The organism is Paracoccus aerius (assembly GCF_014656455.1).
GTDB classification, from domain to species: Bacteria; Pseudomonadota; Alphaproteobacteria; order Rhodobacterales; family Rhodobacteraceae; genus Paracoccus; species Paracoccus aerius.
Genome location: NZ_BNCL01000006.1, coordinates 22,627 through 47,198, shown reverse-complemented (window position 1 = coordinate 47,198; position 24,572 = coordinate 22,627). Strand labels below are relative to the sequence as shown.

Annotated in this window: 19 protein-coding genes and 2 pseudogenes; 14 read left to right on the top strand and 7 right to left on the bottom strand. The window is 64.4% G+C overall.

What is annotated here, in order from left to right:
* Positions 1–373: 373 nt before the first annotated feature.
* From IE224_RS09025 to kdpA, 5 genes are read right to left on the bottom strand one after another with little or no spacing between them, the layout of a single operon-like run.
* On the bottom strand, positions 374–1,075 hold the full coding sequence (locus IE224_RS09025) for a response regulator (protein ID WP_191309594.1): 702 nt from the start codon (positions 1,073–1,075) through the stop codon (positions 374–376).
* Positions 1,068–3,779: a DUF4118 domain-containing protein gene (locus IE224_RS09020; protein ID WP_191309592.1), complete on the bottom strand. Its 2,712-nt coding sequence runs from the start codon at positions 3,777–3,779 to the stop codon at positions 1,068–1,070. The genes IE224_RS09025 and IE224_RS09020 overlap by 8 nt, the downstream gene beginning before the upstream one ends.
* Before the next feature lie 9 nt (positions 3,780–3,788).
* Positions 3,789–4,343 carry a potassium-transporting ATPase subunit KdpC gene (kdpC, locus tag IE224_RS09015; protein WP_191309590.1) on the bottom strand — a complete coding sequence of 185 codons (555 nt, stop codon included), beginning with the start codon at positions 4,341–4,343 and terminating at the stop codon, positions 3,789–3,791.
* Positions 4,344–4,352: 9 nt separating this feature from the next.
* A complete protein-coding gene (kdpB, locus tag IE224_RS09010; protein ID WP_191309588.1) occupies positions 4,353–6,392 on the bottom strand; it encodes a potassium-transporting ATPase subunit KdpB in 2,040 nt (679 codons plus the stop codon).
* Positions 6,393–6,400: 8 nt separating this feature from the next.
* Positions 6,401–8,086 (bottom strand): potassium-transporting ATPase subunit KdpA, encoded by a 1,686-nt coding sequence (gene kdpA / locus IE224_RS09005; RefSeq protein ID WP_191309586.1) that lies wholly within the window; start codon positions 8,084–8,086, stop codon positions 6,401–6,403.
* 302 nt (positions 8,087–8,388) lie between these two features.
* On the opposite strand from kdpA, the pseudogene IE224_RS21380 reads away from it, so the two are divergent.
* From IE224_RS21380 to IE224_RS08980, 5 genes and pseudogenes are all read left to right on the top strand, one after another.
* Positions 8,389–8,793 (top strand): annotated as a pseudogene (locus IE224_RS21380) (transposase).
* Positions 8,733–9,356, top strand: a pseudogene (locus IE224_RS21375) (transposase). The pseudogenes IE224_RS21380 and IE224_RS21375 overlap by 61 nt, the downstream one beginning before the upstream one ends.
* An 834-nt stretch (positions 9,357–10,190) precedes the next feature.
* Positions 10,191–10,856 (top strand): acrylate utilization transcriptional regulator AcuR, encoded by a 666-nt coding sequence (gene acuR / locus IE224_RS08990; RefSeq protein ID WP_191309582.1) that lies wholly within the window; start codon positions 10,191–10,193, stop codon positions 10,854–10,856.
* Between the two features lie 3 nt (positions 10,857–10,859).
* A complete protein-coding gene (gene acuI, locus IE224_RS08985; protein WP_191309581.1) occupies positions 10,860–11,852 on the top strand; it encodes an acrylyl-CoA reductase (NADPH) in 993 nt (330 codons plus the stop codon).
* Positions 11,849–12,817, top strand: coding sequence for an NAD(P)-dependent oxidoreductase (locus IE224_RS08980; RefSeq protein WP_191309579.1), 969 nt, complete (start codon positions 11,849–11,851; stop codon positions 12,815–12,817). The genes acuI and IE224_RS08980 overlap by 4 nt, the downstream gene beginning before the upstream one ends.
* Here the strand turns inward: IE224_RS08980 and IE224_RS08975 are convergent.
* Positions 12,814–13,872, bottom strand: coding sequence for a LacI family DNA-binding transcriptional regulator (locus IE224_RS08975; RefSeq protein ID WP_191309577.1), 1,059 nt, complete (start codon positions 13,870–13,872; stop codon positions 12,814–12,816). The two genes, IE224_RS08980 and IE224_RS08975, sit on opposite strands and share 4 nt — an antisense overlap.
* A 141-nt stretch (positions 13,873–14,013) precedes the next feature.
* On the opposite strand from IE224_RS08975, the gene IE224_RS08970 reads away from it, so the two are divergent.
* The 9 genes from IE224_RS08970 to IE224_RS08930 all read left to right on the top strand — a co-directional run bounded on the left by IE224_RS08970 (position 14,014) and on the right by IE224_RS08930 (position 23,815).
* On the top strand, positions 14,014–15,087 hold the full coding sequence (locus IE224_RS08970) for a CoA transferase (RefSeq protein ID WP_191309575.1): 1,074 nt from the start codon (positions 14,014–14,016) through the stop codon (positions 15,085–15,087).
* Entirely contained in the window at positions 15,084–16,337 is a 1,254-nt protein-coding gene (locus tag IE224_RS08965) for a CaiB/BaiF CoA transferase family protein (protein ID WP_191309573.1), read from the top strand. The genes IE224_RS08970 and IE224_RS08965 overlap by 4 nt, the downstream gene beginning before the upstream one ends.
* 4 nt (positions 16,338–16,341) lie before the next feature.
* On the top strand, positions 16,342–17,148 hold the full coding sequence (locus IE224_RS08960) for a MaoC family dehydratase (protein ID WP_191309571.1): 807 nt from the start codon (positions 16,342–16,344) through the stop codon (positions 17,146–17,148).
* Positions 17,149–17,224: 76 nt separating this feature from the next.
* Positions 17,225–18,394: a mandelate racemase/muconate lactonizing enzyme family protein gene (locus IE224_RS08955; RefSeq protein ID WP_191309569.1), complete on the top strand. Its 1,170-nt coding sequence runs from the start codon at positions 17,225–17,227 to the stop codon at positions 18,392–18,394.
* Between the two features lie 25 nt (positions 18,395–18,419).
* Complete coding sequence (locus IE224_RS08950; protein WP_191309567.1) at positions 18,420–20,012, top strand: ABC transporter substrate-binding protein; 1,593 nt, start codon at positions 18,420–18,422, stop codon at positions 20,010–20,012.
* An 11-nt stretch (positions 20,013–20,023) separates the two neighbouring features.
* On the top strand, positions 20,024–20,959 hold the full coding sequence (locus IE224_RS08945; protein WP_191309565.1) for an ABC transporter permease: 936 nt from the start codon (positions 20,024–20,026) through the stop codon (positions 20,957–20,959).
* A complete protein-coding gene (locus tag IE224_RS08940; RefSeq protein ID WP_191309563.1) occupies positions 20,959–21,831 on the top strand; it encodes an ABC transporter permease in 873 nt (290 codons plus the stop codon). Before IE224_RS08945 ends, IE224_RS08940 begins: the two co-directional genes overlap by 1 nt.
* Positions 21,831–22,823, top strand: coding sequence for an ABC transporter ATP-binding protein (locus IE224_RS08935; RefSeq protein ID WP_191309561.1), 993 nt, complete (start codon positions 21,831–21,833; stop codon positions 22,821–22,823). The genes IE224_RS08940 and IE224_RS08935 overlap by 1 nt, the downstream gene beginning before the upstream one ends.
* On the top strand, positions 22,820–23,815 hold the full coding sequence (locus IE224_RS08930) for an ABC transporter ATP-binding protein (protein ID WP_191309559.1): 996 nt from the start codon (positions 22,820–22,822) through the stop codon (positions 23,813–23,815). The genes IE224_RS08935 and IE224_RS08930 overlap by 4 nt, the downstream gene beginning before the upstream one ends.
* A gap of 167 nt (positions 23,816–23,982) precedes the next feature.
* On the opposite strand, the gene IE224_RS08925 is transcribed toward IE224_RS08930, so the two are convergent.
* Positions 23,983–24,408 carry an alpha/beta fold hydrolase gene (locus IE224_RS08925; RefSeq protein WP_202380242.1) on the bottom strand — a complete coding sequence of 142 codons (426 nt, stop codon included), beginning with the start codon at positions 24,406–24,408 and terminating at the stop codon, positions 23,983–23,985.
* Positions 24,409–24,572 lie beyond the last annotated feature (164 nt).

The following is a 24,572-nucleotide window of genomic DNA, read 5'->3' as shown; positions in this document are numbered from 1 at the left end:
GAGCGCCCATTCATACCTGGGGTCAGTGGAGAATTTCGGTGCGGCATGGTTGAGTGGCTCGCCCGAGAAAGCTTCACTGCGGCGCCAGATATGGAGCGGCAGATATCTCCTGACGGTCCGGCTTCATCAGGAGAAAAGCATGACCTTGCGGGGTCTGCACGATGCTGGGCAGCTTCAAGCCGACGCGCTATGCCTATGTTCGGGCCGCAAAAGCCGCAGGGGGAAAGCATGGAGCGTCATGGAGCAGGTGTAGGTTTGAACGCCGACGATAGAGGAGATCGAGCCCGGTCAGAGGCGAACTGTCTATCGGACCACAGCATTTGACCTTCCTGCGCGAATTGCCGGGCAATCACCTCCTTGATGAACTGGAAGCTCATCCTGCTGCGGCAAATCGGTAGCCGATACCGGGTTCCGTGAAGATCAGTCGTGGTGCAGCTGCATCATCGCCCAACTTTTCGCGCAAATGCCCCACGGCTATGCGAAGGTAATGGTTGTCGCTCTGGTGAGCGGGACCCCAAACCGTGTCCAGCAGTTCGCGATGCGTCAGCAATCGGCCGGCATTACGCGCCAGAAGCGCCAGCACGTCGAATTCCTTTCGTGTCAGGCGCAAGGGCATGTCAGCCAGGGTCACGGTGCGTGCGGCAAAGTCGATCGATAAGGTGCCATGTGTCAGCACAGGCGCGGCTGCCGCGCTGCTGCCGTGGCGGCGCACCAAGGCCCTCAGCCGGGCCAACAGTTCTGCAGGGGCAAAGGGCTTGGTGACATAGTCGTCGGCGCCAGCGTCAAGCGCGGCGACAATGTCCGCTTCTGCCGAACGGACCGAGACAACGACGATCGGCACGTCGGACCATTCGCGAATTGCCGCGATCACGGCCTTGCCGTCCATATCGGGCAGACCAAGATCCAGGACGACCGCCGAAGGCGCACCCGTCGCGGCGCGTTCTATCCCTTCGCGCCCGCGGGCCGCTTCGTCCATGGCATGGCCTGCGCCTTCCATGACAATGCGCAGGAAGCGACGGATCGGCGCCTCATCCTCGATCACAAGGACGCGCAGGGACGAAGAAGGGTCAGGCATCGGCATCCCCAGGCACGGCGGCGGGCAGGATCATGCGGATGGCCGCGCCGCAAGATCCAGGCGGATCGATCACTTCGATACTGCCATCATGAGCCTCGACCATGCCCTTGACGATGGCAAGGCCCAGGCCTGTGCCCGCCGGATGCCCGTCGCCTTGCACCGCCCGGTGAAAGATGTCGAAGACCCTGTCGCGTTCGGAAGCAGGAATCCCGGGCCCCTCGTCCATCACGGTCAATGCCACGCCGCTGGGCGCCTGTTCAGCGGCTATCCTGATTGTGCTTCCTTCGGGGGCATATTTCGTGGCGTTTTCCAGAAGGTTTGTGATGGCCTGCCCTATCAGCACCGGGTCAACAGAGAGCGGGGGCGTTCCCGGCGCGGTTTCCGTTTCGACATGGAACGGGGCCAGGACGCGGGCCAGGTCGCTGCGCGCCCGGCCGATCAGTTCGTCGACCGGGACAATCTCCCGCCGCGGCCGCAACGCGCCGTGGCCAAGACGGGTCATGACCAGCAGGTTGCCGACAAAGCGATCCAGCCTTCGCGCCTCGTCCAAAGCCTCGACCACCAGTTTCTGGTTCTGCTCAAGGGGCAGACCGCCATCCGCCACGGCCGACAACGCACCGATCACCGTCACCAGGGGCGTGCGCAGATCATGGCTGACGCTATTCAACAGGGCCGCGCGCAGCTTTTCGGTTTCCGAGATCAGCCGCGCTTGCTCCAAATCGCCTTCGACCGAGATGCGTTCGACCGCGACCGCGATCTGGTCCTCGACCGCAGCAAGAAGACGCCGCGTGTTCGGATCCAGTCGCCGATCAGGATCAATGAACCGCAAACCCACCGCACCGATGGGGGCGCCCTGCGTGGCCAAAGGCAGGAACATCCACCCCGCGGTGGGCAATGTGTCCGTGTCGCGCCCTGCAGGGACATTCTTCTGGAAGGCCCATAGCGCGGCCGCCTGGGAATGCGGATCCAATTCCTCCTCGATTGACGGGAAGCCCTGGACCTGTTCCAGAATGCCGCCGCCGCGCGGCATCAGGATCAGCGAATGGCATTGCAGGGTATGCGCGATATGGGCTGCCGCCGCCCAGAGTACATCGTCCGTCGTCGTGGCCGAAGCGATCTTGCGGGCGAAATCATAGAGCGTTTCGGTACGCGTCTGGTCTGCGCGCATGAATTCGATCTGCTTCTTCAGTCGCCCCGCCAGACGGCCCGTGAACAGCGCCGAGATGGTGAAGACCATCAGGGCAACGAAGGATTCCTCGGCCGCCACCCGGAACGAAAAATAGGGGCCCGTGAAGAAGAAGTTATAGGCAAGAAAGCAACATACGCTGGTCGCGATCGCCCCTGCTGTTCCCTGTCGCATGGCGACGGCCAGCACGGCCACCAAATAGATGACGGCCAGCGAGGCAACGGGAAGGATGTGCCAGAACGGCCAGGCGATCAAGGTGGCAGCCGTCGTGGCCATAACCGAATGCAGCAGAAGGCCGAGCGCGGGCCGAAAGGCAACCGAGCGCCGCCGGACCGAGGGAATGGCGGCGGGGGTCGTGCGGTCGGGGGCCGGGTCAAGAAGGGTGACCTCGAACCCCTCGGCCTGGGCCACCAGCCGTTGGGTCAATGTCGGGCGGATCAGGGTCGAAAGGCGGGCAACCCACCCCGCTCGCGCGCTTCGCCCAAGGATCAGCCGTGTGACGTTCAATTGCCGTGCCGCCTCCACGAATGCCTGGGCCACATCGCCTTCGGCCCGCAGCATCCTGGTCTCGGCACCTAAGCGTTCAGCCAGTTGTAGCGCGTCGGACATGGCCCCCGTGGCCGCGGGCCCGCGCCCCTCGATGGCAGGGGTAACCACGGTAGCCACAACCCATGGGATACGCGCCCGGTCGGTCATGCGGCGGCCTGCGCGGACAAGGCCCTTGGCAGTCGCAGGGTCATCGAGGCAGACCATCAGCCGGTCCTGCGAAGGACCCGTGCCCAATCCGCGGCGCAGCGTCGCCATGTCGGCATCGACCCGGCTTGCGGCGGTGCGCAACGCTAGTTCGCGCAAGGCGGTCAGGTTGGGCTTGGAAAAGAAATTGCTAAGGGCCCTGCCCGCCTCGGCCGGCATGTAGACCTTGCCCTCGCGCATCCGCTGGATCAGATCCTCGGGCGGAAGGTCGATCAGCTTGATCTCGTCGGCCATCTGCAGAACCGTGTCGGGGACGGTTTCCTGCACGCGGATGCCGGTGATCCTAGCCACAAGATCATTGAGGCTTTCGATATGCTGGATGTTCAGGGTCGAATAGACGTCGATCCCTTCGGCCAGAACCTCTTCGACATCCTGCCAGCGTTTGGGGTGGCGGGACCCTGGCACGTTGGTATGCGCCAGCTCGTCGATCAGGGCCAGCTGTGGCCGGCGGGCCAGCAGCGCGTCAAGGTCCATCTCGGACATCTGACGGTCGCGATAGGTGATGACACGCCGCGGAAGCTGGTCCAACTGGGCCAGCAACGCTGCCGTTTCCTTGCGGCCATGTGTTTCGGCCAAGGCTACGGCCACGTCCGTGCCGGCTCGGTCACGGCCAAGCGCCTCCTCCAGCATGGCATATGTCTTACCGACACCAGGGGAAGCGCCCAGGAAAAGCTTAAGTCTGCCGCGCGGAACGCCAGCCCCGCCGGCTTCGGCATTGGCCTCGGCCAGGAACTGCTCGGGGTGCGGGCGCGGATCGTCGCTCATCACTGCCTTCTATCGCCTCGCGGCATCAAGCGCGAGATTTGCCGCAAGGACGTTGACCAGCGGCGCACCCGGGATCCCGATCGCCGGCCTGCTCGTCGCCCCGGCGATCGCCGCGTGGACGTCGCTGACCGGAATGCCCCGCGCGGCTGCTATCCGGTCGGCCTGGCGCAGCGCCGCGTCCAGCGTCACATGCGGGTCCAGCCCCGAGGCCGAACTGGTCACCATCCCGGACGGCACGGCCTCGGGTCCCAAGGCACGGGCACGACCCCGCACCTGTTCCAACAGCACAGCCGAGGAAGGTCCGAGGTTTGATCCGGCCGAGGCGCCTGCGTCATAGGCCGGGTCCGTGGCCGAGGGGCGGGGATGAAGGTATTCGGGCCGCTGGAACGATTGTCCGATCAGGCTGGAGCCGACCACCGCGCCATTCCGTTCGACCAGCGAACCGTTGGCCTGCCAGGGCATCGCGACCTGTGCGATGCCGGTGATGGCCAGGGGATAGGCAATCCCCAGCACAAGGGTGAAGGCACCAAGCATCGCTAGGGCGGGACGGAGTTGGGAAATCATGATGTCACCTCATGCTAGACGGGCCAGATCGACGAGGATGTCGATGGCCTTTATGCCGACGAACGGGGCGACCAGACCGCCCACTCCGTAGACCAGAAGATTGCGCGACAAAAGCTCGCCCGCCGATGCTGGACGATAGCGCACGCCCTTCAGCGCCAGCGGGATCAGCGCGACGATCACAAGGGCGTTGAAGATGATGGCCGACAAAATCGCTGATTGTGGCGTGCCCAGTCCCATGACGTCCAGCACGCCAAGCTGGGGATAGGCCGCAACAAACAGGGCTGGCAGGATCGCGAAGTACTTTGCCACGTCATTGGCGATGCTGAAGGTCGTCAGCGCGCCGCGGCTGATCAGCATCTGCTTGCCGACCATCACGATCTCGATCAGCTTGGTCGGGTCGCTGTCCAGGTCGACGAGGTTCCCGGCCTCCTTGGCGGCGGGGGTGCCCGAGTTCATCGCCACGCCCACATCAGCCTGGGCAAGTGCGGGCGCGTCGTTCGAGCCGTCGCCGCACATGGCGACCAGGCGGCCCTGGGCCTGCTCCGCACGGATGTATTCCAGCTTCCGCTCGGGCGTGGCTTCGGCCAGGAAGTCGTCGACGCCGGCTTCGGCCGCGATGGCGGCTGCGGTCAGGGGATTGTCGCCGGTGATCATCACCGTGCGGATGCCCATGCGCCGCAGTTCGGCAAAACGTTCGCGGATCCCGGGCTTGACGATATCCTTGAGGTGGATGGCCCCTAACACCTGGCCGTCTCGCGACACCAGCAGGGGCGTGCCGCCGCCCATGGCGATGCGGCGGACGACAGGCTCGGCCGCGGCGGCGCCACCCTGGGGAAAGGCGCGGGCCATCGCGTCCGCCGCGCCCTTGCGGATCGAGCGTCCATCGTCAAGATCGACGCCCGACATCCGCGTCTGAGCTGTGAATGCCATGAAGTCCGCGCCTTGCCTTTGACCGGACTCAACGAAACCGTGCTGCTGCACCGCCAGGGCGACGGTTGACTTGCCCTCGGGCGTGTCGTCGGCCAGCGAGGCCAGCCAGGCGGCTTCAGCCACTTCGCGTTCAGTCACCCCTGCCACCGGCACGAATTCGTCGGCCATGCGATTGCCGAAGGTGATCGTGCCCGTCTTGTCCAGCAAGAGAACGTCGATATCGCCCGCCGCTTCCACCGCGCGGCCGGATTTGGCAATCACGTTGGCCTTGACCAGCCGGTCCATGCCCGCGATCCCGATGGCCGACAGAAGCCCGCCGATGGTGGTCGGGATCAGCGTCACGAAAAGCGCCGCGAGATAAACCATCGGGATTTCCGTGCCCGACCATCCGGCGAATACCGGCAGAGTCGCCACGACAAGCAGGAAGACCAGAGACAGCCCGGCCAGCAGGATATTGAGCGCGATCTCGTTCGGGGTCTTGGCCCGCTTGGCCCCTTCGACCAAGGCGATCATCTTGTCGAGGAAGGTCTCGCCCGGCTTGGTCGTGACCCGCACGACCAGCCAGTCGCTGACCAATCTTGTGCCGCCCGTCAAAGATGACCTGTCGCCGCCTGATTCTCGGATCACCGCGGCGGATTCTCCCGTGATGGCGCTTTCATCGACGGACGCCACGCCCTCGATCACCTCGCCGTCGGTGGGGACGATGTCGCCCGCCTCGACCAGGATCAGATCGCCCACCTCAAGCAGGTCAACATCCTGCATTTCAAACAGATCGCGACGCGCCGGATCCAGCAGCGCCTTTGCCCTGGCTTCGGTCTTGCTGGCGCGGAAGGCATCGGCCCTGGCCTTTCCTCTGCCCTCGGCCATCGCCTCGGCGAAGTTCGCAAACAGCACTGTTGCCCAAAGCCAAAGTGCGATCTGCAGCGCCAGGCTGCTGCCCGGCGTGCCCCATCGAACAAGGACCAGCACAGAGGTTACCGCCGCCACGAGGGCCGTGGCGAAGATCACCGGGTTACGGGCGAGGCTGCGCGGATCAAGCTTGGCAACTGCCGCGCGGGCGGCCGGACGGACGATCTCGGGTGCCAGCAGACCGATTTCGGATCGTTGGTGTTTCGACATGATGATCCTCAGAAGGTCCTGCCAACCGCGACCGAGACATGCTCGGCAATCGGTCCCAGGGCCAGGACGGGAAGGAAGGTCAGGGCGCCGACGATCAGGATCGTCACCACCAGAAGCACAGTGAAGGCTGCGCCATGCGTCGGAAAGGTTCCTGCGGTCTCAGGCGCGCGGGTCTTGGCTGCCAGCCCGCCGGCAATGGCCAGGACCGGGATGATATATCCCCAGCGGCCCAGCATCATTGCGACGCCGATCATGGTGTTGTGCCAAGTCGTGTTGGCGCCGAAGCCCGCGAAGGCCGAGCCGTTGTTGGCAGTACCCGAGGTGTAAGCATAGACCAGTTCGGTCAATCCGTGCGGCCCAGGGTCCTGGACAGACCCGGTCGCGTTGCCTGTCAGGATCGAGGCCGAAGCCAGGACCAGCACACCCAGCGGCATGACCAGCAGCGTCAGCGCGGCCAGCTTCATCTCTCGGGCCTCGATCTTCTTGCCCAGCCATTCGGGGGACCGCCCCACCATCAGACCGGCGATGAAGACTGTCAGCACGACATACAGCACCATGCCGTAAAAGCCGGCACCCACGCCGCCATAGATGATCTCGCCCAGCAGCATGTTGAACAGCGGGATCATGCCGCCAAGCGCCATCAGGCTGTCGTGCATGGCATTCACTGCCCCACAGGACGCAACGGTGGTGGCCACGGCAAACAGCACCGTCTGGGCCAAACCAAAGCGGGTTTCCTTGCCCTCCATGCTGACGCCGGGTTCGACCAGCCCCGCGTGCAGCGGGTTGCCCGCCGCCTCGGCGACATAAGCCCAGAGCAACACCGCCACGAACAGCGCGCTCATCGCCGCGAAGATCGCCCAGCCTTGACGGCGGTCGCCGACCATGCGCCCGAAGAAAAAGGGGAAGGCCACCGGGATCACCAGGATTGCATAGACCTGGATCAGGTTCGCCAAGGCCGTCGGGTTCTCGTAGGGGTGGGCTGCATTGACGTTGAAGAAGCCCCCGCCGTTGGTGCCCAGCATCTTGATCGCAACCTGGGACGCCACCGGACCCTGGGCGATGAACTGCTGACCGCCTTCGATCGTCGTCGCGGTCACCCCGGCGGCCAGTGTCTGCGGGACGCCCTGCCAGACCATCAGCAACGAGATGAAGATCGATCCGGGTAGCAGAAGGTAGAGGATGGTCCGAGTCAGATCGACCCAGAAATTGCCGATGTCCGCGGCTGAACGCGCGGCAAGCCCGCGTACGACTGCGACGGCGACAGCCATTCCTGTCCCTGCTGAAAGGAAGTTCTGCACCGTCAGGCCGGCCATCTGGCTGAAATGGCTGAGGGTGGTTTCTCCGCCATAGCCTTGCCAGTTGGTGTTGGTCACGAAGCTGATGGCGGTGTTGAACGCCTGTCCTGCCTCCACCCCGCCAAAGTCCTGAGGGTTGATCGGCAAGACGCCCTGCAGGCGTAGAACAAGGTACAGGACCACGAAGCCCGCGGCGTTGAACACCAGCACGGCAGTCGCGTAGGCCGTCCACCGCTGCCCGGCAGGCGATATCCCTGCCGCGCGGTAAAATGCACGCTCGACCGGTGCAAGAAGGCTGGCCCGTCCGGTGAACACCCAGGCCATCCAGGACCCAAGGACTGCCCCCATGAGAGTGAGCCCTGCCAGAAAGGCTGCATAGAAGGTCAGATCGGCGGCCATCTTAGAACCGCTCCGGCGCCAGAAGCGCTATCAGGAAGTAGACCAGCAGGACACCAGCAAGGCCCCCGCCGAGATACAGTTCGATGCTCATGACGCCCTCACAACCGCTCGGCGCCACGCAGGGCCAGGATGGCCAGCAGGAAACCTGCCAAGCCGCCCAGGATGAAAAAAATGTCGGACACCACCACATGCTCCATTCTTGAGATGCGGCAAAGCTAGGAACGGCCGGCGTAAAGGGGCGATATGAAAAACGCCTGAAGGCGTAAAGCGAACGTAAAGGCTTTCGGCATGGGAGCCCCGAAATGTCCCCAGCCATCCGGCACTCGCGACAACGGCGCGACGGCTCGTCGACCGAGGTTCTGAAGGGCCATCACCACGAACTGCCGGTGGCCGTGCCCCGCGACCGCGACAGCAGCTTCAAGCCGGAGCTGGTGAAGAAGGGCCAGACCCGCATCGATGGCATGGAGTGAGGAGGATCAGAAAGCAGTCCGGTGGACTGTTTCCCGACGAACGGGATCATCGGGCTCTATGCCGCCGGGCTGACGGTGCGCGACATCGAGGCGCATCCGCTCGATCTCTACGGCCTGAAGGTCTCCCCCGACCTGATCAGCCGCGTCACGGATGCGGTTCTGGACGAGGTCCGGGAATGGCAAGGCCGGGCACTGGACCGGATGCATCCGGTCAGGATTTTGATACGCTGCGGGTGATGATCCAGAATGCCGGCGGCCGCATGGTCAAGGACAAGGCCGTTTGCATCGCCCTTGGCGTGACCCGCGACGGCCTGCGCGAACCCGCGGCCTGTGGATTGCCGAGAGTTGGAGGGGTCACAAGACAGTCCAGTAGACTGTTTTGCCTGACAACGGGCGCGGGGTTCTGGCTGTCGGTGATGAACGAGTTGAAGAACCCGGGGCTGCAGGACATCCTGATCGCCCTCGTGGACGGGCTGAAGGGCTTTCCTGAGGCGATCACCGCCGCCTTTCCGGACGCCATGGTTGGAACCAGCTCTCGCCATGTTCACTTGAACCAGTGGCATTCCCATGGCTAGAGGCATCTGGTGCGCCATAGCCTGAACTTCCGCCGTTGGAAGGACTGCAAGGCTGTGGCCGCCGATCTGCGCAGGATTTACAGCGCCCCGCCCCCGACAGGGTCGCGGCTTATCCCGATGCCTTTGAGGAAAAATCGGCAGGGAAAATATAGGTTCATCGCCCAGGTTTGGCGCGAGGCAAGGGCCGAGGTGATCCCGTTCCTTGGCTTCGATCCGGCGATCTGAAGATCATCTGCACGACCAATACCCTTGAGAGCCTGAACCGGGTGATCCGCAAGTCGATCAAGACCCGAGGGTCATCTCCAACAGACGAGCCGGCAACAAGCTGATCTACCTGGCAATCCGCAACTTCGAGAGAGACGGCAGAAACGTTCGGGAATGGCTTGCGGCTCGCAATTTGTTCGCCAGGATATTCGGCAAGCGTTTCGATGCTTGGGTATCTGAAACCGCGCAGGCCCGGCCAGATACAAGGTTCAGGACACTCCCTTTAGCCTCTTCGAAGAATTCTGCATGGCGGCGGGCATAGCCTGTCATGCGGTGTGTCTCGCCTGCATCATTGTCACCATCCATCTGCACTCTCCTGAACCAGTCTTTGCCAATCTTCCGAATGCCGCTTCGGATCGCGACGGGTGTTACGGAGCAGGCCTGCAATTGATGACCGCAACCCGGGATTCACAACTAGTCCCGCCCTCAATGATCCTTATGCCTGTCTCAACAATCATCTTTCGGAAGCCCGGTAGGACGCCCTACTGCGTAAGTAGAAGAAGACCCGGGCAGAACAACGTTCCAGGCGAAAGTAGGCACGTCTGAACGAGATCTTCATCATGCGCTCCCGCCTGCCGCTCAACCAAGACCAAAGTCCAGGCTCGCAGGTCAGTGACGTTGCCACACGTCAGTTCTCCTTAGCTAAACCTAATATGCATCCATGCATTATGTATTCATTCAGGTCATGAGCGGACTGGCCCCCGGATGTTTGCAGCATTGGGTGTCCCGACCTGCACAAGAGCATTCCAGATCTGACGGCTTGGCATTTTAAAGACGAACGGTCTATAAATAGCTATGCTTCAGGAAATACCCGCTGTTCAGCAAAGAAACAATCGACGCGGGCGCCCGGGCCGTTCCGAGAATGAGGTCGATGCTTTGCGCAAGCGGCTGATCCGGACCGGGGTCGAGATCCTGTCCGAACGTGGCTATGTCGCCGCAGGTCTGGACGAGCTTCTGAAACAGGCGGGCATTCCCAAGGGTTCATTCTACAGCCTGTTCCCCAGCAAGGAATCGTTCGGGCTGGCCGTGCTGGCCGCCTATGGCAGCTACTTCGACCGCAAGCTGGATCGCCACCTGCAGGCCGAATGCGGTCCGCCCCTGTCGCGGCTTCTTGCCTTCGTGGACGACGCGAAGGAGGGCATGACGCGCCACGGATTTCGGCGCGGCTGCTTGGTTGGCAATCTGGGCCAAGATATCCAGTCTCTTCCATCCAGCTTCCGCGATGCCCTGCGCGCGGTGCTTTTGGGTTGGGAAGATCGCGTCGCCGCCTGCCTGCGGGATGCGCAGCAGGCTGGCCAATTGGCCCCGGACGCGGACCCCGCCGAACTGGCACGGGTGTTCTGGATCGGCTGGGAAGGCGCTGTCCTGCGCGCAAGGCTGGATCGGGGCACCGCATCGCTGGACAGCTTCGCGCGGCATTTCGTCACGGCGGTCACCCCATCATCGACAAGAGGAGAATGAGGCATGTTCAAGGGAATCCTGATCGAGAAGCCGGGCGAGCAGACCGAGGCGCGGCTGGCAGATCTGGAAAACGCGCAGCTGCCGCAGGGCGATGTGACGATCCGCATCGCCTACTCGACGCTGAACTACAAGGATGCGCTGGCGATCACGGGCAATGGCCCGGTCGTGCGCAGCTTTCCGATGGTTCCGGGCATTGATCTTGCAGGTGTGGTCGAGGCGTCGGACAATCCCGCCTATGTCCCCGGGGACAAGGTCGTCCTGAACGGATGGGGCGTGGGCGAAAAACACTGGGGCGGGCTTGCGGAGCGTGCCCGGCTGAACGGCGACTGGCTGGTGCCGCTGGAGCCGTCATTCACCCTGCGGCAGGCGGCCGCCATCGGCACGGCCGGCTATACTGCCATGTTGTGCGTGATGGCGCTCGAGCGCGGCGGGGTCGCGCCGGACCAAGGCGAGGTTCTTGTGACGGGGGCGGCAGGCGGGGTCGGCAGCGTGGCGGTGGCGCTGTTGTCCCGGCTTGGTTATCGCGTCGCGGCCATGACCGGCCGCCCCGAGGAGCGGGATTTCCTGATCGCCCTTGGCGCCGCCGAGATCGTCGATCGCGCGGAATATGCCGAGGCCGGGAAGCCGCTGGGCCGCGAGCGTTGGGCCGGCGCGGTGGATGTCGCGGGCGGCCATGTCCTGGCCAATGTCTGCGCCTCCATGCGCTATGGGGGCACGGTGGCGGCCTGCGGACTGGCGGCCAGCATGTCGCTGCCGGCCTCGGTCGCGCCCTTCATCCTGCGCGGCGTCACATTGGCCGGCGTGGACAGCGTCATGTGCCCGCGGCCGCGGCGGCTGGAGGCGTGGAAACGACTGGCGCGCGATCTCGATCCCTCGCTGCTGGAAACCCTGTCTACCGAGATCACCCTGGACGAGGTCATCCCGACCGCCGCCCGGATGATGGCGGGCCAGGTGCGCGGTCGCCTGATCGTGCCGCTTCTGGGCGAGGCCGCGTGACCGGCGGGCGTGGCGCCCGCCTGCTGATCCTGCATCAGCACCCGCCGGAAAATGTTGCGGCGCTTGAGGAGGCGATCGCCGGGCGTGCGCAGCTTCGTGCCGTTCGCGAAGGCGCGCCGTTCGAGATCGCGCAGGCGGATGTCCTGCTGACCCACCCGGCCGCGATGCGCCAGGTCGGGCCGACGACCCCGCGTCCGCCAGACTGGCCGGGACGGCTTCGCTGGGTCCACTTCGGCCAGACGGGTATCGACCGGATGCCTGGATGGCTGCTTGAACCTGAACTGGTCACCGTCTCGCGCGGGGCGCAGGCCGAAGCAATTGCCGAGTATGTCGTTCTAATGGCGCTGACACATGAAAAGCGCCTGCCGCAGATCCTGGCCCGCAAGCCTGAAGACTGGGACCAGCCGCCGCTTGGCGGGCTGACCGGGCGGACAATCGGCCTTCTGGGCTTTGGCGAGATCGGCCGTGCGGTAGCCGCAAGAATGGCGCCCTTCGGCGTGCGCCTGATCGCGCATCGCCGCGGTGGCACCGCGACCGGAATGGCACAGGTGGAAGCCGTAAGTTTCGATGACCTTCTTGCGGCCAGCGATCATCTGGTCATCTGTGCGCCCTTGACCACCGAAACGCGCGGAATGATCGATGCACGGGCAATGGACCGGATGCGTCCGGGCGTGCATGTCATCAACGTCGCGCGCGGGTCCATCATCGATCAGGACGCGCTTCGCACCGCCCTGGATGGCGGCCGGATCGGGATGGCCAGCCTTGATGTCGCAACGCCCGAACCGCCGCCAGATGGCCACTGGCTTTACCATCATCCCCGCGTTCGCCTGACAGGCCACCTGTCGCATTCCGGGCCAATGACACGCCGGCGCGGGCAAGAGATCCTGATCTCGAACCTGAAGGCCTTTCTTGGCGGCAGGCCCGAAACGATGCACGGGCTGGTGTCGCGCGAGGCCGGTTACTAAGCCTTGGCAGGGCCGGTGGTGGCACGAACCACCAGGCCGCCCTTGACAAGATGCTTGCGCGGGCCCTCGCGGCCGTTCTGGATCTGCTGAAGCAGTTCGATGGCGCCGTCCACGATGCGCGGCACATCATGGTGAACCGTCGTCAACTGGATGCCCGGCCAGCAAGCCATGTCGATATTGTCGAAGCCGACGATCGAAACATCGCCCGGGACGCTGAGCCCTCCGCTCCAGGACAAGGCGTCAAGCCCCCCGATGGCCAAGCGGTCAGTGGCATAAAGAATTGCCTCGGGGCGCGATGCCATGACTGCCCTCGTGCCATCGAAGCCGGACTGGTGCGAATATTCGCGCCCACCTTCCCGGCCGCACAGGATCATGCCAAGTTCAGCCACGCGGCGTACAAAGGCCTGCTCGCGCTCGGCGCTGACGGCCGAACTTTCGGGGCCGCCCACGAAGGCGACCCGGCGCAGCCCGATCTCCCACAGGTGGTCCGCGACCAGCGAAGAGGCCGAGTTGTCGCAACGGACGCTGCCGATGGCCGCGTCGGGTATGTCGCGGTTCATCAGGATGACCTTGCGCCCATCGGCCGCCCACCTTGCCACCGACATATGGGATATGCGCCCAGAAATGACGATCACCGTCTCGATGTTGTATTGGCGCAGCACGGCAAGCTGGTCTCCCGCTTCGGCCCCGGCCTGCAGGTTGAACAGAAGCGGGTGGATGTCGAGTTCCTGCATCCGCACCGACAGCCGGTCGAGCATGTCAATATAGACGGGACTGGTGAAATCCGCCGTGACGACGCCGACGATGCTGCTGGCCCGGCGCGACAGGAAGCTGGCGATGACGTTCGGGCGGTAGCCCAGCTTCTCGGCCTGCTCCAGGACGAAGGCTCGGGTCTTGGGCGACACGCTGGTCCCTTTCGAGAAGGCGCGCGATACCGTGGACTGGCTGACCCCGATCAGGTCCGCCAACTCGCGCGCCGTCAATGCCGGGCGCGCGCCCAGGCGTTCCGAAGCCCCCAACTGAATGATTGGTCCTGCATCATCACCAGTCGTCATTCATGCCCCTCCGCCTTTCCATCTTTTGTTTAGCTGCTTTCGGCACAGGTTTCACCGCCTTTGTCGCTATCGGCTTCCAACCGGAAGATAATGTTTGCATCCGTATGCAACGGCCACTAGCCTGTCAGGAGGAGGAGATCAATGACAAGTGCATTGCAGCGGTTCAGGGTCCTTGACCTGTCGGAATCCATCGCGGGCCAGTATTGCTGCCGCCTGATGGCAGACTATGGCGCCACAGTCCTGCTGGTCGAACCGCCCGAAGGTTCGATCCTGCGCCGCAAGCCGCCCTTCAGCCGGAACGGCACCTCGTTGACCTTTCGCCACCTGAACCACGGCAAGGCGATCCGCCGGCTTCGGCCCGGACCAGCCGTCCCGCAGATCGGTGCGCTTGCGGCCGATGCGGATCTTGCCGTCGTGCCCGTCGGGTTCGATGCCGCCGCGCTGCGCAATGCCAACCCCGACTGCATCGTTCTTGACGTGTCCACCTTTGGCGCGGAGGGCCCCTATCGGAACTGGCAGGGCGGCGAGATGATCGTGCAGGCGCTTTCCGGCATGATGAACAACAACGGCGAGGCAGGACGGCCGCCCCTGTTCGGCACGGGCAACCGCGCCGCCTATGCGGCCGGGCTGGCGACCTATATCTCGGGCCTGGCGCTGCTTCTGGCGCGGGACAGGGGCAACGACGGTCGACGCGCTTCGGTCGATGTTGCCGAAACCGCGGCAGCGATGAGCTTTCCCTATGTCCTGCAATACGCCTATAACGGCACCGACCGCCGCCGCGGAGATCAGGAAATCCCGGCAGGCCAGGTTCTGTGCCGCGGGACATGGGTCTGCATCTGGGTTTACCCGTTCCGGTTCGCCGCGATGTGCCGCACCCTTGGGCTGGCGCATCTTGTCGGCGATCCCCGCTTTGCTGAAGATGCCGACCGGACGCGGAACTGGACCGCGCTTTTCGACATCATCCAGAAGGCCTTGGCGGACCGCGATGCCGAAGAGGTGGTGCGACAGCTGCAAGAGGCGCAGGTGATCGCTGCATGCGCCTACCGACCTTCGGAACTGGCGCGCAACCCCCATCTGGATGCCCGCGGCTTCTGGGAGATCACGCAGATGGAGGGGGACGAGATACAGGTCCTGGGCCCGCCGTTCCGCATGTCGGCGACCCCGCGCCGGTTCGCCGCCGCAGAGCCGATGCCGGAACGGAAGGTTGCGGGATGAGCCAGCCGCTTGAAGGTCTTAGGGTAATCGAGTTGACGACGGCCTGGGCTGGTCCGATGGCGGGCCGCATCCTTGCCTGGCTTGGCGCCGATGTCACGCATGTCGAATCGCCCACGCGTACCAACTCCTGGCGCCAGAACAAGGGTGTGCCAAGCCCGGTCAACTATCCTGACCTTGATCCAGGCGCGCGGAAATACGACCGCACCTTCCTGTTCAACTCGCAGAACCTCAACAAACGCTCGCTTGTCGTCGACCTGAAGACGGCCGAGGGACTGGCGGCCATGCGCAGGTTGATCTGCGCCAGCGACGTGTTGCTGTGCAATTTCCGCGGCGGGATGCTGAAGCGCCTCGGGCTGGATTACGACACGATCAGCCGCGAGAACCCCCGCCTGATCGTGGTCGAGATGCCCGCCTATGGGCTGGCGGGACCACATTCCGGCTATGCCGCGCTTGGCCCGACGATGGAAATGGCGGCAGGCATGTCCGCGATGATTGCCTATGCCGGGGGAAAACCGACGGTGACTGGGCCATCTTATATGGATCCGATCGGGGGCTTTAATGCTGCTGCGGCGGTGCTGACTGCCCTTGCAAGCCGGCAGGCGACTGGCCTTGGCCAGCATGTCGAGGTGCCGCAGGTCGAGGCTGCGATGCAACTGATCGGGCCTGAACTGCTTGCCGCCGCCGAACAAGGCGGCGAGCCCGCGCCCAATGGCAACCGTATACCCTATGCCTGTCCCCACGACTGCTATCCCGCCGCGGGCGAGGACGAATGGATTGCGATTGCGGTCGAAACAGACGCACAATGGCAAAGGCTTGTGCAGCAGATGCAGCGGGACGATCTTGCCCGCGACAGCAGCCTGAATCAACTTGAAGGACGGCTGGCGGCGGCGGATCGCATTGACGCCGCCATCGCGGAATGGACGCGAGGGCAGGACAAGCACGACTTGGCCGAACGCCTGCAGGCACAGGAAATACCGGCCGCGCCGGTCTGTACGCCGCGCGATCTTGCCGCCTCGCCTTATCTGGCGGCCCGTGGCTTCTTTTCCATAGTTGCCCATCCATTGGCCGGCACGCACCCCCATCCGGGACTGCCCTTCCATATCGGGCCTGCGCCTGCCGACCGCCCTGCCCCCTGCTTTGGCGCCGATAACGCCCATCTTCTGGGGCAGGTGCTGGGCATGGAGGCCGCCGAGATCGGCCGGCTAGAAGCGGCCCGGGTGATCGCCGACAGCCCCGATCCCGAGGCTTGATCCGATGACGACATCTCCAGCCACGCTTGAGGTCGTGGCCCGCCTTGACGACAATCCGCGATATCGGGGCAGCGTGCATGACGACACGGTTGCGCAGCGCATGGGCTATCGCGCCGCACTGTTGCCGGGCGCTTTCGTCTATACCTATGCCGCGCGTCTTGCCGTTTCCGCCTGGGGCATGGATTGGGTCGAGGCCGGCGGGATGGCGGCACGCTTTCGCCGTCCCGTCTTCGATGGCGACCTCCTGACGATCACTGCAGATGCCGAAGATGCCAGCGGCCGCTGCCCCCTGAGCGTCACCAACCAACTGGGCGAACAGGTCATGACGGGCAGCCTGGACGCGCCGCTGCGGGAAGTGCCGACGGTGGACCTGTCCTTCCATCCCCACCAGGACCCGCGAGAGCCGATGGACGCTGACCGGATGCAGCCCGGCCAACGCTTCAACACGACAGAGAGGGTCCTGACCGCGGCGGATATCGCAGCCTCGCGCACGGCCATGTGTGAGACCCATCCTGTCTTCCTGCACAACGACGTCGCCCATCCCGGCTGCCTTGTGCGGCTGACGATGGACGATGTCTTGCGCAGCTTCGCCCTGCCCATGCCGCCGATCTTCACCGAGGTCGAAACGCGGCACTTCTGCGCGGTGCGGCCCGGCGACAGTGTCAGCACCTCTGCCATGGCAACCCGGGTCTTCGAACGGGGGGGCAAGCATTATTTCATCAGCGAGGAATACCTTGTCCTGGACGGTTCCCGTATCGCGGCCCGACACCTGAGGACGAACCTGTTCCAGATTGACCAGGCGCAAAAATGACTGCCCAGAAAGAATAAACAAACTATTTCTTGCATCCGTATGCAGCCATGTTAGCGTCCACGGTGGAGGAGACGATATGCAGTCCAGCACCGCCACAAAGCGTCCTGCCGAGGAAGCCTTCCCATCGCCTGCGGCCGCCGCAAAGATCGCTACGGTCGAGACGCTGCGGATCGCATGGGCCCCCGGTGACGCGCCCGGGCGGCGCAGTGCCCTTGTGCGGGTAACGACCGAGGATGGCACGGAAGGATATGGCGAAGCATCGCCGATGATGGGAGGCGAGCATTCGCTTGGCATCATCGACCGCGACATCGCGCCGGACCTTGTGGGCGCCAGCCCCTTCGACACAGCCGTCCTGCATGACCGCCTGCTGCACAAGCTGGTCAAGCTGGGGCCGGAAGGCGCGGCGACCGGCGCCCTGGCGGCTGTCGATATCGCCTTGTGGGACATCAAGGGCAAGCTTCTGGGTCTGCCGGTCCATGCGCTTCTGGGCGGAGCATGGCGCCGGAAGGTGGCCTTCTATGCCTCGATCGGCGGCAATGCCCGCCGCTCGACCAATGCCATGCTGCAAGAGGTCGAGGCGCGCCTGACGGCCGAGCAGCCCGCCGCCATCAAGATCCGGTGGGACGGCGACCGAACCCGGCAGGACGAGGACATTCCCGGCGACATCGCCAAGGCCCGCGCGGTGCGCGACCTGGTCGGCCCCGACCTGCCGCTGGCCTTTGATGCCAACAACCTCTACAGCGTCTCCGGCGCGATCCGTGTCGGTCGCGCGCTCGAGGATCTGGGCTATGCCTGGTTCGAGGAGCCGGTCCAGCATTACGACATCCACGGCATGGGCGAGGTCGCGCGCAAGCTTGACATCACCGTATCCGCCGGTGAGCAGTCCTATACCCTGAACGCGGTGCTGGACCTGATCCGTGCTGGCGTGCGGATGGTTCAGCCGGACATTATCAAGATGGGCGGGATCACCGGCCTGATGCGTTGCTTCGCCCTTGCGCAGGCCCATGGGGTCGAGATCGTGCCCCACCAGACGCAACCGATCATCGGCCATCTGGCGAACCTGCATGTGGTGGCGTCCCAGATGCATATGACGCGTCCGGCGGAATATGCCGATCCATCCGGCCGGATGGATGTCGGCTTCCTGAACCCGCCACGGCCCAAAGGGGGCTTTTTCGAGCTGGGGGATGACCCCGGCCTGGGGATCACAGTCGATGCGCAGGCTTTGGAGGGGCGGCGGATCGGCTGAAAGGACAATCAGGGAGGAGACAGGAATGAGACTGCATCGCAGAAGACTGCTTCAGGTCGGCGCGCTCGGGATGGCCGGCACGATGTTGTCGGCGCCCGCTTTGTGGGCGCAGAACAGCAGCAACGTCATCCGCATCGCCGTTTCCGCAGGCGGACCGCGCAGCGTCGACCCGAACCAGACGACGCAAGGCGCCGACAACTGGTCCACCGAACAGATGTTCGAGCAGTTGGTCCGCCCGCGCGACGGCCAGTTCGCAAAGACCGATGACGAATATGTCCCGACGCTGGCAACCAGTTGGGAAAGCTCGGACGACGGTCTGACCTGGGTCTTCCAGATCCGCGAAGGCGTGCAGTTCCACAAGGGCTATGGCGAGATGACGGCCGAGGATGTCGTCCACAGCTTCAATCGTGCCCGCTTCGACGGGGTGAACACCGCCGTCATGGGCAACATCGCCGACGTGAAGGCAACCGGCCCCTACGAGGTGACCTTTACCCTGAAGGGGCCGGATCCGCTGTTCCTTGGCTCGACGATCTTCCAGAACGGCGCGTCGATCGTGTCGAAGAAAGCCGAGGAGGAGAAGGGGGAAGGCTTCAACACCGACTCGATCGGGACCGGCCCCTATCAGTTGGACCGCTTTGACATCGAGAACGGCGTCTATCTGAGCCGCTTCGAGGATTACTGGGACGGTCCCGCCAATATCGAGCGGTTCGAGGCGCTGTATATCGCCGACACCACCGCGCAAACACTGGCGCTGATCTCGGGCGACGTGGACGTCATCGAGGCGGTGCGGGCGCCGGGCTGGGTCGACCAGATCAAGCAGCGCGACAGTTCGCTGCTGGTGGACATGACAAATCCCGGCTCGTTCATGACGCTGCACTTCAACCTGAACGTCGCCCCGTTCGACAACCCGCTGGTGCGACGCGCGATCGCCACCTCGATCAGTTCCGAGATCGTGGCCAATGCGATGGCACCGATGGGCCAGCCGACCGTCACCCTGTCGCCCCCCGACTATCCGACCGGATGGTCGCGCGACGAGCTGCCCGAAGAACTGCGCTATGACCACAACCCCGAAGCCGCGCGCGAACTGCTGCGCGAGGCGGGCTTTGCAAACGGCATCGAGTTTACGGCGAATACCAGCCAACGAGAGGACTATCGTTCCTCCATGCTGATCGTGCAGGAACTGATGCGCGCCTCGGGCATCGACATGAAGCTGAACATCATGGACCACTCGGCCTATCACGGCTCGAACCGTCAGGACCAGAACACCCTGGCGCTGCACGCCGCCAGCTTCCCGCCGGTCGCGTTGGACTACATGATGCGCTATCTTTCTACGGGTGCCGAGGTGAAGCCCGACGGCAGCGGCGGCACCAACTATTCCCATTATGGCGTCGCCATGCCTGGCGTGGACGAGCAACTGGCCGCGATGCAGCGCGCCACCACGATGGAGGAATACACTGAGATCGGCCGCGGCATCGAGAAGAAGGTGCAAGACGACCTGCCTGTGATGGGCTTGATGACGCTTGGCTTCACTGCCATTCGCAACCCGCGGATCGACCTAGGCTACGACGTCCAAAGCGGCTACGCCCGCTGGCGCTTCCACCGCGCCACGAAGGCGTAAGGACGGGGCGCATGGCACGATACATCTTCGTCCGGGTGCTGGATTCGATCCCGACGATCCTTCTTGTCCTGACGCTGGTCTTTCTGGCCATGCGCATCCTGCCGGGCGACCCGGCCATCGCCGTGCTGGGCGAGAACGCCCAGCCCGAAACCATTGCCCGCTTCCGCGAGCAGTTCGGCCTTAACGATCCGCTTTGGCTGCAATACCTGCATTTCCTGGGGGACGTCTTCACCTTCGACTTCGGCAATTCGCTGGTGAAAAGCGCGCCGGTGTCCACGCTGATCGCGAACAACCTGCCCTACACGATCGAGCTGACCATTGCGGCCATGCTGATCGGCATAACCTTCGGCATCCCGATGGGCGTCATGGCAGCGGTCAAGCGCAACAAGCTGCCCGACAACGCCTTCCGCGTCTTCTCGCTTGTGGGCTATGCGGTGCCGGACTTCTACCTGGGGGCGGTGCTGCTGCTGACCTTTTCGCTGGGCCTCGGCTGGTTCCCAATCAATGGCGTTGGGACGGATTTCGTCAGCCGGATGCATCACATCGCCTTGCCCGCGCTAACGCTGGCGATGCTGAAGATGGCCTTCATCGGCCGGCTCACGCGCACGTCGCTGCTCGAGGTGCTGGGCCGCGACTATGTTCGCACCGCCCGCGCGAAGGGCGCCAGCGAACGTCGGGTGGTCTACCGCCATGGACTGCGCAACGCGTTGCTGCCGCTGTCCACCGGCCTTGGCCTTTCCATCCTGTCCACCCTTTCGGGATCGGTTGCGGTCGAACTGGTCTTCAACCGCCCCGGCATCGGCCGCCTGCTGATCGAGGCGATCACCGAGCGGGACTATCCCGTTATCCAGGCCGGCGTGGTCGTCTTCGCACTGGTCGTCGTGATCGTAAACCTTCTGATGGATCTGGTCTATGTGGCCGTCGATCCCCGCATTCGGGTGCAGTGATGGCCACCATCGAACAGGATTTCGCCCCCGCCGAGCCCGGCCTGTCGCAGCGCCTGCGCCGCGTCTTCTTCGGCCGCACGGCAACGATCATCGCCACCATCACCGTGGTCATCTTCATCTTCGTGGCGGCCTTCGCCCCCTGGATTGCCCCCCATGACCCGATGGCGCAAAGCTTCATCGCGATCAACAAGCCGCCGTCCTGGGATCATTGGCTGGGCACAGACCAGTTCGGGCGGGACGTGCTGTCACGGATGATCTGGGGTTCGCGCAACTCCCTGATCTTCGGCTTCCTGTCCCCGGTTCTGGCCGCGCTGATCGGTGGCACCTTGGGCGTGCTGTCAGGCTATTTTGGCGGCATCCTGGACCGGATCGTCACGAGGCTTGTGGACATGCTGCTTGCCTTTCCGGAACTTCTGCTGGCAATCCTTGTCGCCGCAGCACTTGGCGGCGGCTTCTGGAACGTCGTCGCCGTCCTGACCGTCGCCTTCACGCCCGGCTTCGCACGCGTCGCCCGTGCGACGACCCTTTCGGTCCGGCAAGAACCCTATATCGAAGCTGCCATCGCCGCCGGTGTCCGCACGCCCGTCATCATCATGCGCCATGTCGTGCCGAACATCCTGGCCCCCATCGTGGTGCTGATGACGCTGTGGGCCGCCTCCTCGATCCGGCTCGAGGCGACGCTCAGCTTCCTGGGCATCGGCACGCAGCCCCCTGCCCCAAGCTGGGGCAACATCATTCGCGAGGGGCTGGCCAACATCTTCGCGACGTCCTGGCCGATCCTTGCGGGCGGCCTTGCGATCACCATCGTCGTGCTGGCGATCAGCATCATCGGCGACCAGGTGCGCGACGAACTCGATCCGGAGATCAACTAATGAGCGCACCGCTTCTGAACGTCGAGAGCCTCTGCGTCGAGTTCGGCCCCAAAAGTGCCCCGATCCGCGTCATCAACAGCGTGAACCTGCGCGTCGATGCGGGAGAGGCCGTGGGGATCGTCGGCGAATCCGGTTCGGGCAAGTCAATCACCTCGCTGTCGATCCTGCGCCTTGTCCCCGAGCCGCCAAGCCGCATCGCCAGCGGCCGGATCGAGTTCGAGGGCCGCGACCTGCTGGCCATGCCGAAGTCGCAGTTGCGCCACATGCGCGGCCGCGACATCGCAATGATCTTCCAGGAACCGATGAGCTCGCTCAACCCGGTCATGACGGTCGAGGCGCAGATCGGCGAGGCAATCATGCTGCATCAGCGCCTTGGGCGCGCCGAGCGGCGGGCGCGGGTGATCGAACTGCTGCGCCTTGTCGGCATTCCCGATCCCGAAAGCCGGCTCAAGGCCTATCCCCACCAGTTTTCGGGCGGAATGCGCCAACGGGTGATGATCGCCATCGCCGTCGCCTGCAATCCCAAACTGCTGATCGCAGACGAGCCGACGACGGCACTGGACGTTACCATCCAGGCGCAGGTGCTGGACCTGATGAAGGACGTGCGGCGCAAGCTGAACACGGCAATCCTGCTGATCTCGCATGACCTGGGCGTCATTGCCGAGGTCTGCGAACGCGTGCTGGTCATGTATGCAGGACACGTGGTCGAGGATGCCGACATCCGTTCGCTGTTCGAAAATCCGCAGCATCCCTACACACGAGGCCTTCTACGGGCCGTCCCCTCGCTGACGGACGAGCATCCGCGCCTTTACCAGATTCCCGGATCGGTGCCGCAGGCAGGAAGCATCCGCCAGGGGTGCCCTTTCTACGCCCGCTGCGACCTGCGCCAGGACATCTGCGCCCGCGCGATGCCGGCCATGTCCACCCATGGAGCCCGCCATGTGGCCGCGTGCTGGGCGACGCAGAGCATGCCAGAGGTGCGATCCGCATGAACCAGCCGATCATCAGGGCCGAAAACCTCGGCAAGACCTTTCCGGGCGGCGGCGGCGGTTTGTGGCGCACGGCCAAGCCCGATGTCCGGGCCGTGGACGGTGTCACCTTCGAGATGACGCGGGGCGAGACGCTGGCCATCGTCGGGGAAAGCGGCTGCGGCAAGTCAACGCTTGGCCGGCTGCTGCTGCGCCTGATCGAGCCCACATCGGGCCGGGTGCTGATCGAGGGCACCGACATCACCACGCTGTCCGCCGCCGAGATGCGCCGGATGCGCATGAAGGTGCAGATGGTGTTCCAGGACCCCTATGGATCGCTCAGCCCGCGCCGCACGATCGCCCAGCTGATCGCCGAGCCGCTCCAGGTTTTTGGCCTGGTGAAGGGCCGCCGGCAGATGCGCGAACGGGTGGCCGAGCTGCTGACCCAGGTCGGGCTGCCCCCCGCTGTCATGGACCGCAACCCGCGCCAGTTCTCGGGCGGTCAGCGGCAACGCATCGGCATTGCGCGGGCGCTGTCGGTCGATCCCAGCTTCATCGTCGCCGATGAGCCGGTCTCGGCCCTGGACGTGTCGATCCAGGCGCAGATCATCAACCTGATGCAGGATCTGCAGCAGGAAAAGCAGTTCTCGTTCCTGTTCATCGCCCACGATCTTGCCGTGGTGCGCCACATCGCCGACCGGGTCGCCGTCATGTATCTGGGGCAGGTGATGGAGATCGGGCCGAAGCGCCAGATCTACGAGGCGCCACAGCATCCCTACACCCAAGCCCTGCTTTCCGCCGCGCCGGAAGCGACGTTGAACAAGCCGTATCGCCGGATCGTCCTGCAGGGCGACGTTCCAAGCCCGACCTCGATCCCAACCGGCTGCAGCTTTCACACCCGCTGTCCCCTGGCGCAGGACATATGCCGAACCGTGCGGCCTGGCCTTGACAGGGTGGCTCCTGGACAGTCGGCCGCCTGCCATTTCGCCGCGCCGAACTCCCTCGGGGCGAAGTAATGCCATCGCGCCGCGGAGAAGGCGAATGGTTGCGACTCTTGCCGACCATTCCCCGCGCACATGCCCCTGCGCCGGGGTTATCGTCGGTCAAGGAATAGGATGAACCGATTGAGCGAACAGGACAGCATCCTGGAGAACTATCAAAGACGGTATTGCCAGGCCCACGCTCAACCGTCCCGAAACGACGAACACCCGGGATTTTCCTTGGTCTTGAGCATCAGGGGCGGCACGGCTCCCACCAGCACGACCTTGGCGACCCGCGCGGTGCCATGGCGCCCGACATAGCGTGCGACTTCGCCGCCGCCGGTCGAATGCCCGACAAGCACGGCATCGCGCAGGTCCAGCATGTCGATCAACGCGGCCAGGTCATCGGCATAGCTGTCCATGTCGTTGCCGTCCCAGGTCTGGTCGGAACGGCCATGGCTGCGGCGGTCATGGGCAATAACCCGGAAGCCCTGCCTGCCGAAGAAATCCATCTGCCCGTCCCAGGCATCGGCGGTCAGCGGCCAGCCATGGGAAAAGACGATCGGCTGCCCCTGTCCCCAGTCCTTGTAGAAGATCCGGGTTCCGTCTGCGGTCGTGAAGACACTCATGAACAATGCTCCGTTTGCTTGATCGGCCTTGTGGTTCTGGATGGGCCGCGACCATGCCCCCTTGCCGGGACGCCGGTTCCGGCATGGCGGCGCCGTCTCCTCCGGATCCCCTGCTGCCCGCAGGATTGGCAGAACAGAGCCGGACAGGGGCCGGACAAGGCCGC

Coding starts and splice junctions, on each gene's coding strand:
- IE224_RS09025 (WP_191309594.1), bottom strand. CDS start 1,075: ATGCCTGACCCTTCTTCGTCCCTGCGCGTCCTTGTGATCGAGGATGAG.
- IE224_RS09020 (WP_191309592.1), bottom strand. CDS start 3,779: ATGAGCGACGATCCGCGCCCGCACCCCGAGCAGTTCCTGGCCGAGGCC.
- kdpC (WP_191309590.1), bottom strand. CDS start 4,343: ATGATTTCCCAACTCCGTCCCGCCCTAGCGATGCTTGGTGCCTTCACC.
- kdpB (WP_191309588.1), bottom strand. CDS start 6,392: ATGTCGAAACACCAACGATCCGAAATCGGTCTGCTGGCACCCGAGATC.
- kdpA (WP_191309586.1), bottom strand. CDS start 8,086: ATGGCCGCCGATCTGACCTTCTATGCAGCCTTTCTGGCAGGGCTCACT.
- acuR (WP_191309582.1), top strand. CDS start 10,191: ATGCTTCAGGAAATACCCGCTGTTCAGCAAAGAAACAATCGACGCGGG.
- acuI (WP_191309581.1), top strand. CDS start 10,860: ATGTTCAAGGGAATCCTGATCGAGAAGCCGGGCGAGCAGACCGAGGCG.
- IE224_RS08975 (WP_191309577.1), bottom strand. CDS start 13,872: ATGACGACTGGTGATGATGCAGGACCAATCATTCAGTTGGGGGCTTCG.
- IE224_RS08970 (WP_191309575.1), top strand. CDS start 14,014: ATGACAAGTGCATTGCAGCGGTTCAGGGTCCTTGACCTGTCGGAATCC.
- IE224_RS08965 (WP_191309573.1), top strand. CDS start 15,084: ATGAGCCAGCCGCTTGAAGGTCTTAGGGTAATCGAGTTGACGACGGCC.
- IE224_RS08960 (WP_191309571.1), top strand. CDS start 16,342: ATGACGACATCTCCAGCCACGCTTGAGGTCGTGGCCCGCCTTGACGAC.
- IE224_RS08955 (WP_191309569.1), top strand. CDS start 17,225: ATGCAGTCCAGCACCGCCACAAAGCGTCCTGCCGAGGAAGCCTTCCCA.
- IE224_RS08950 (WP_191309567.1), top strand. CDS start 18,420: ATGAGACTGCATCGCAGAAGACTGCTTCAGGTCGGCGCGCTCGGGATG.
- IE224_RS08945 (WP_191309565.1), top strand. CDS start 20,024: ATGGCACGATACATCTTCGTCCGGGTGCTGGATTCGATCCCGACGATC.
- IE224_RS08940 (WP_191309563.1), top strand. CDS start 20,959: ATGGCCACCATCGAACAGGATTTCGCCCCCGCCGAGCCCGGCCTGTCG.
- IE224_RS08935 (WP_191309561.1), top strand. CDS start 21,831: ATGAGCGCACCGCTTCTGAACGTCGAGAGCCTCTGCGTCGAGTTCGGC.
- IE224_RS08930 (WP_191309559.1), top strand. CDS start 22,820: ATGAACCAGCCGATCATCAGGGCCGAAAACCTCGGCAAGACCTTTCCG.
- IE224_RS08925 (WP_202380242.1), bottom strand. CDS start 24,408: ATGAGTGTCTTCACGACCGCAGACGGAACCCGGATCTTCTACAAGGAC.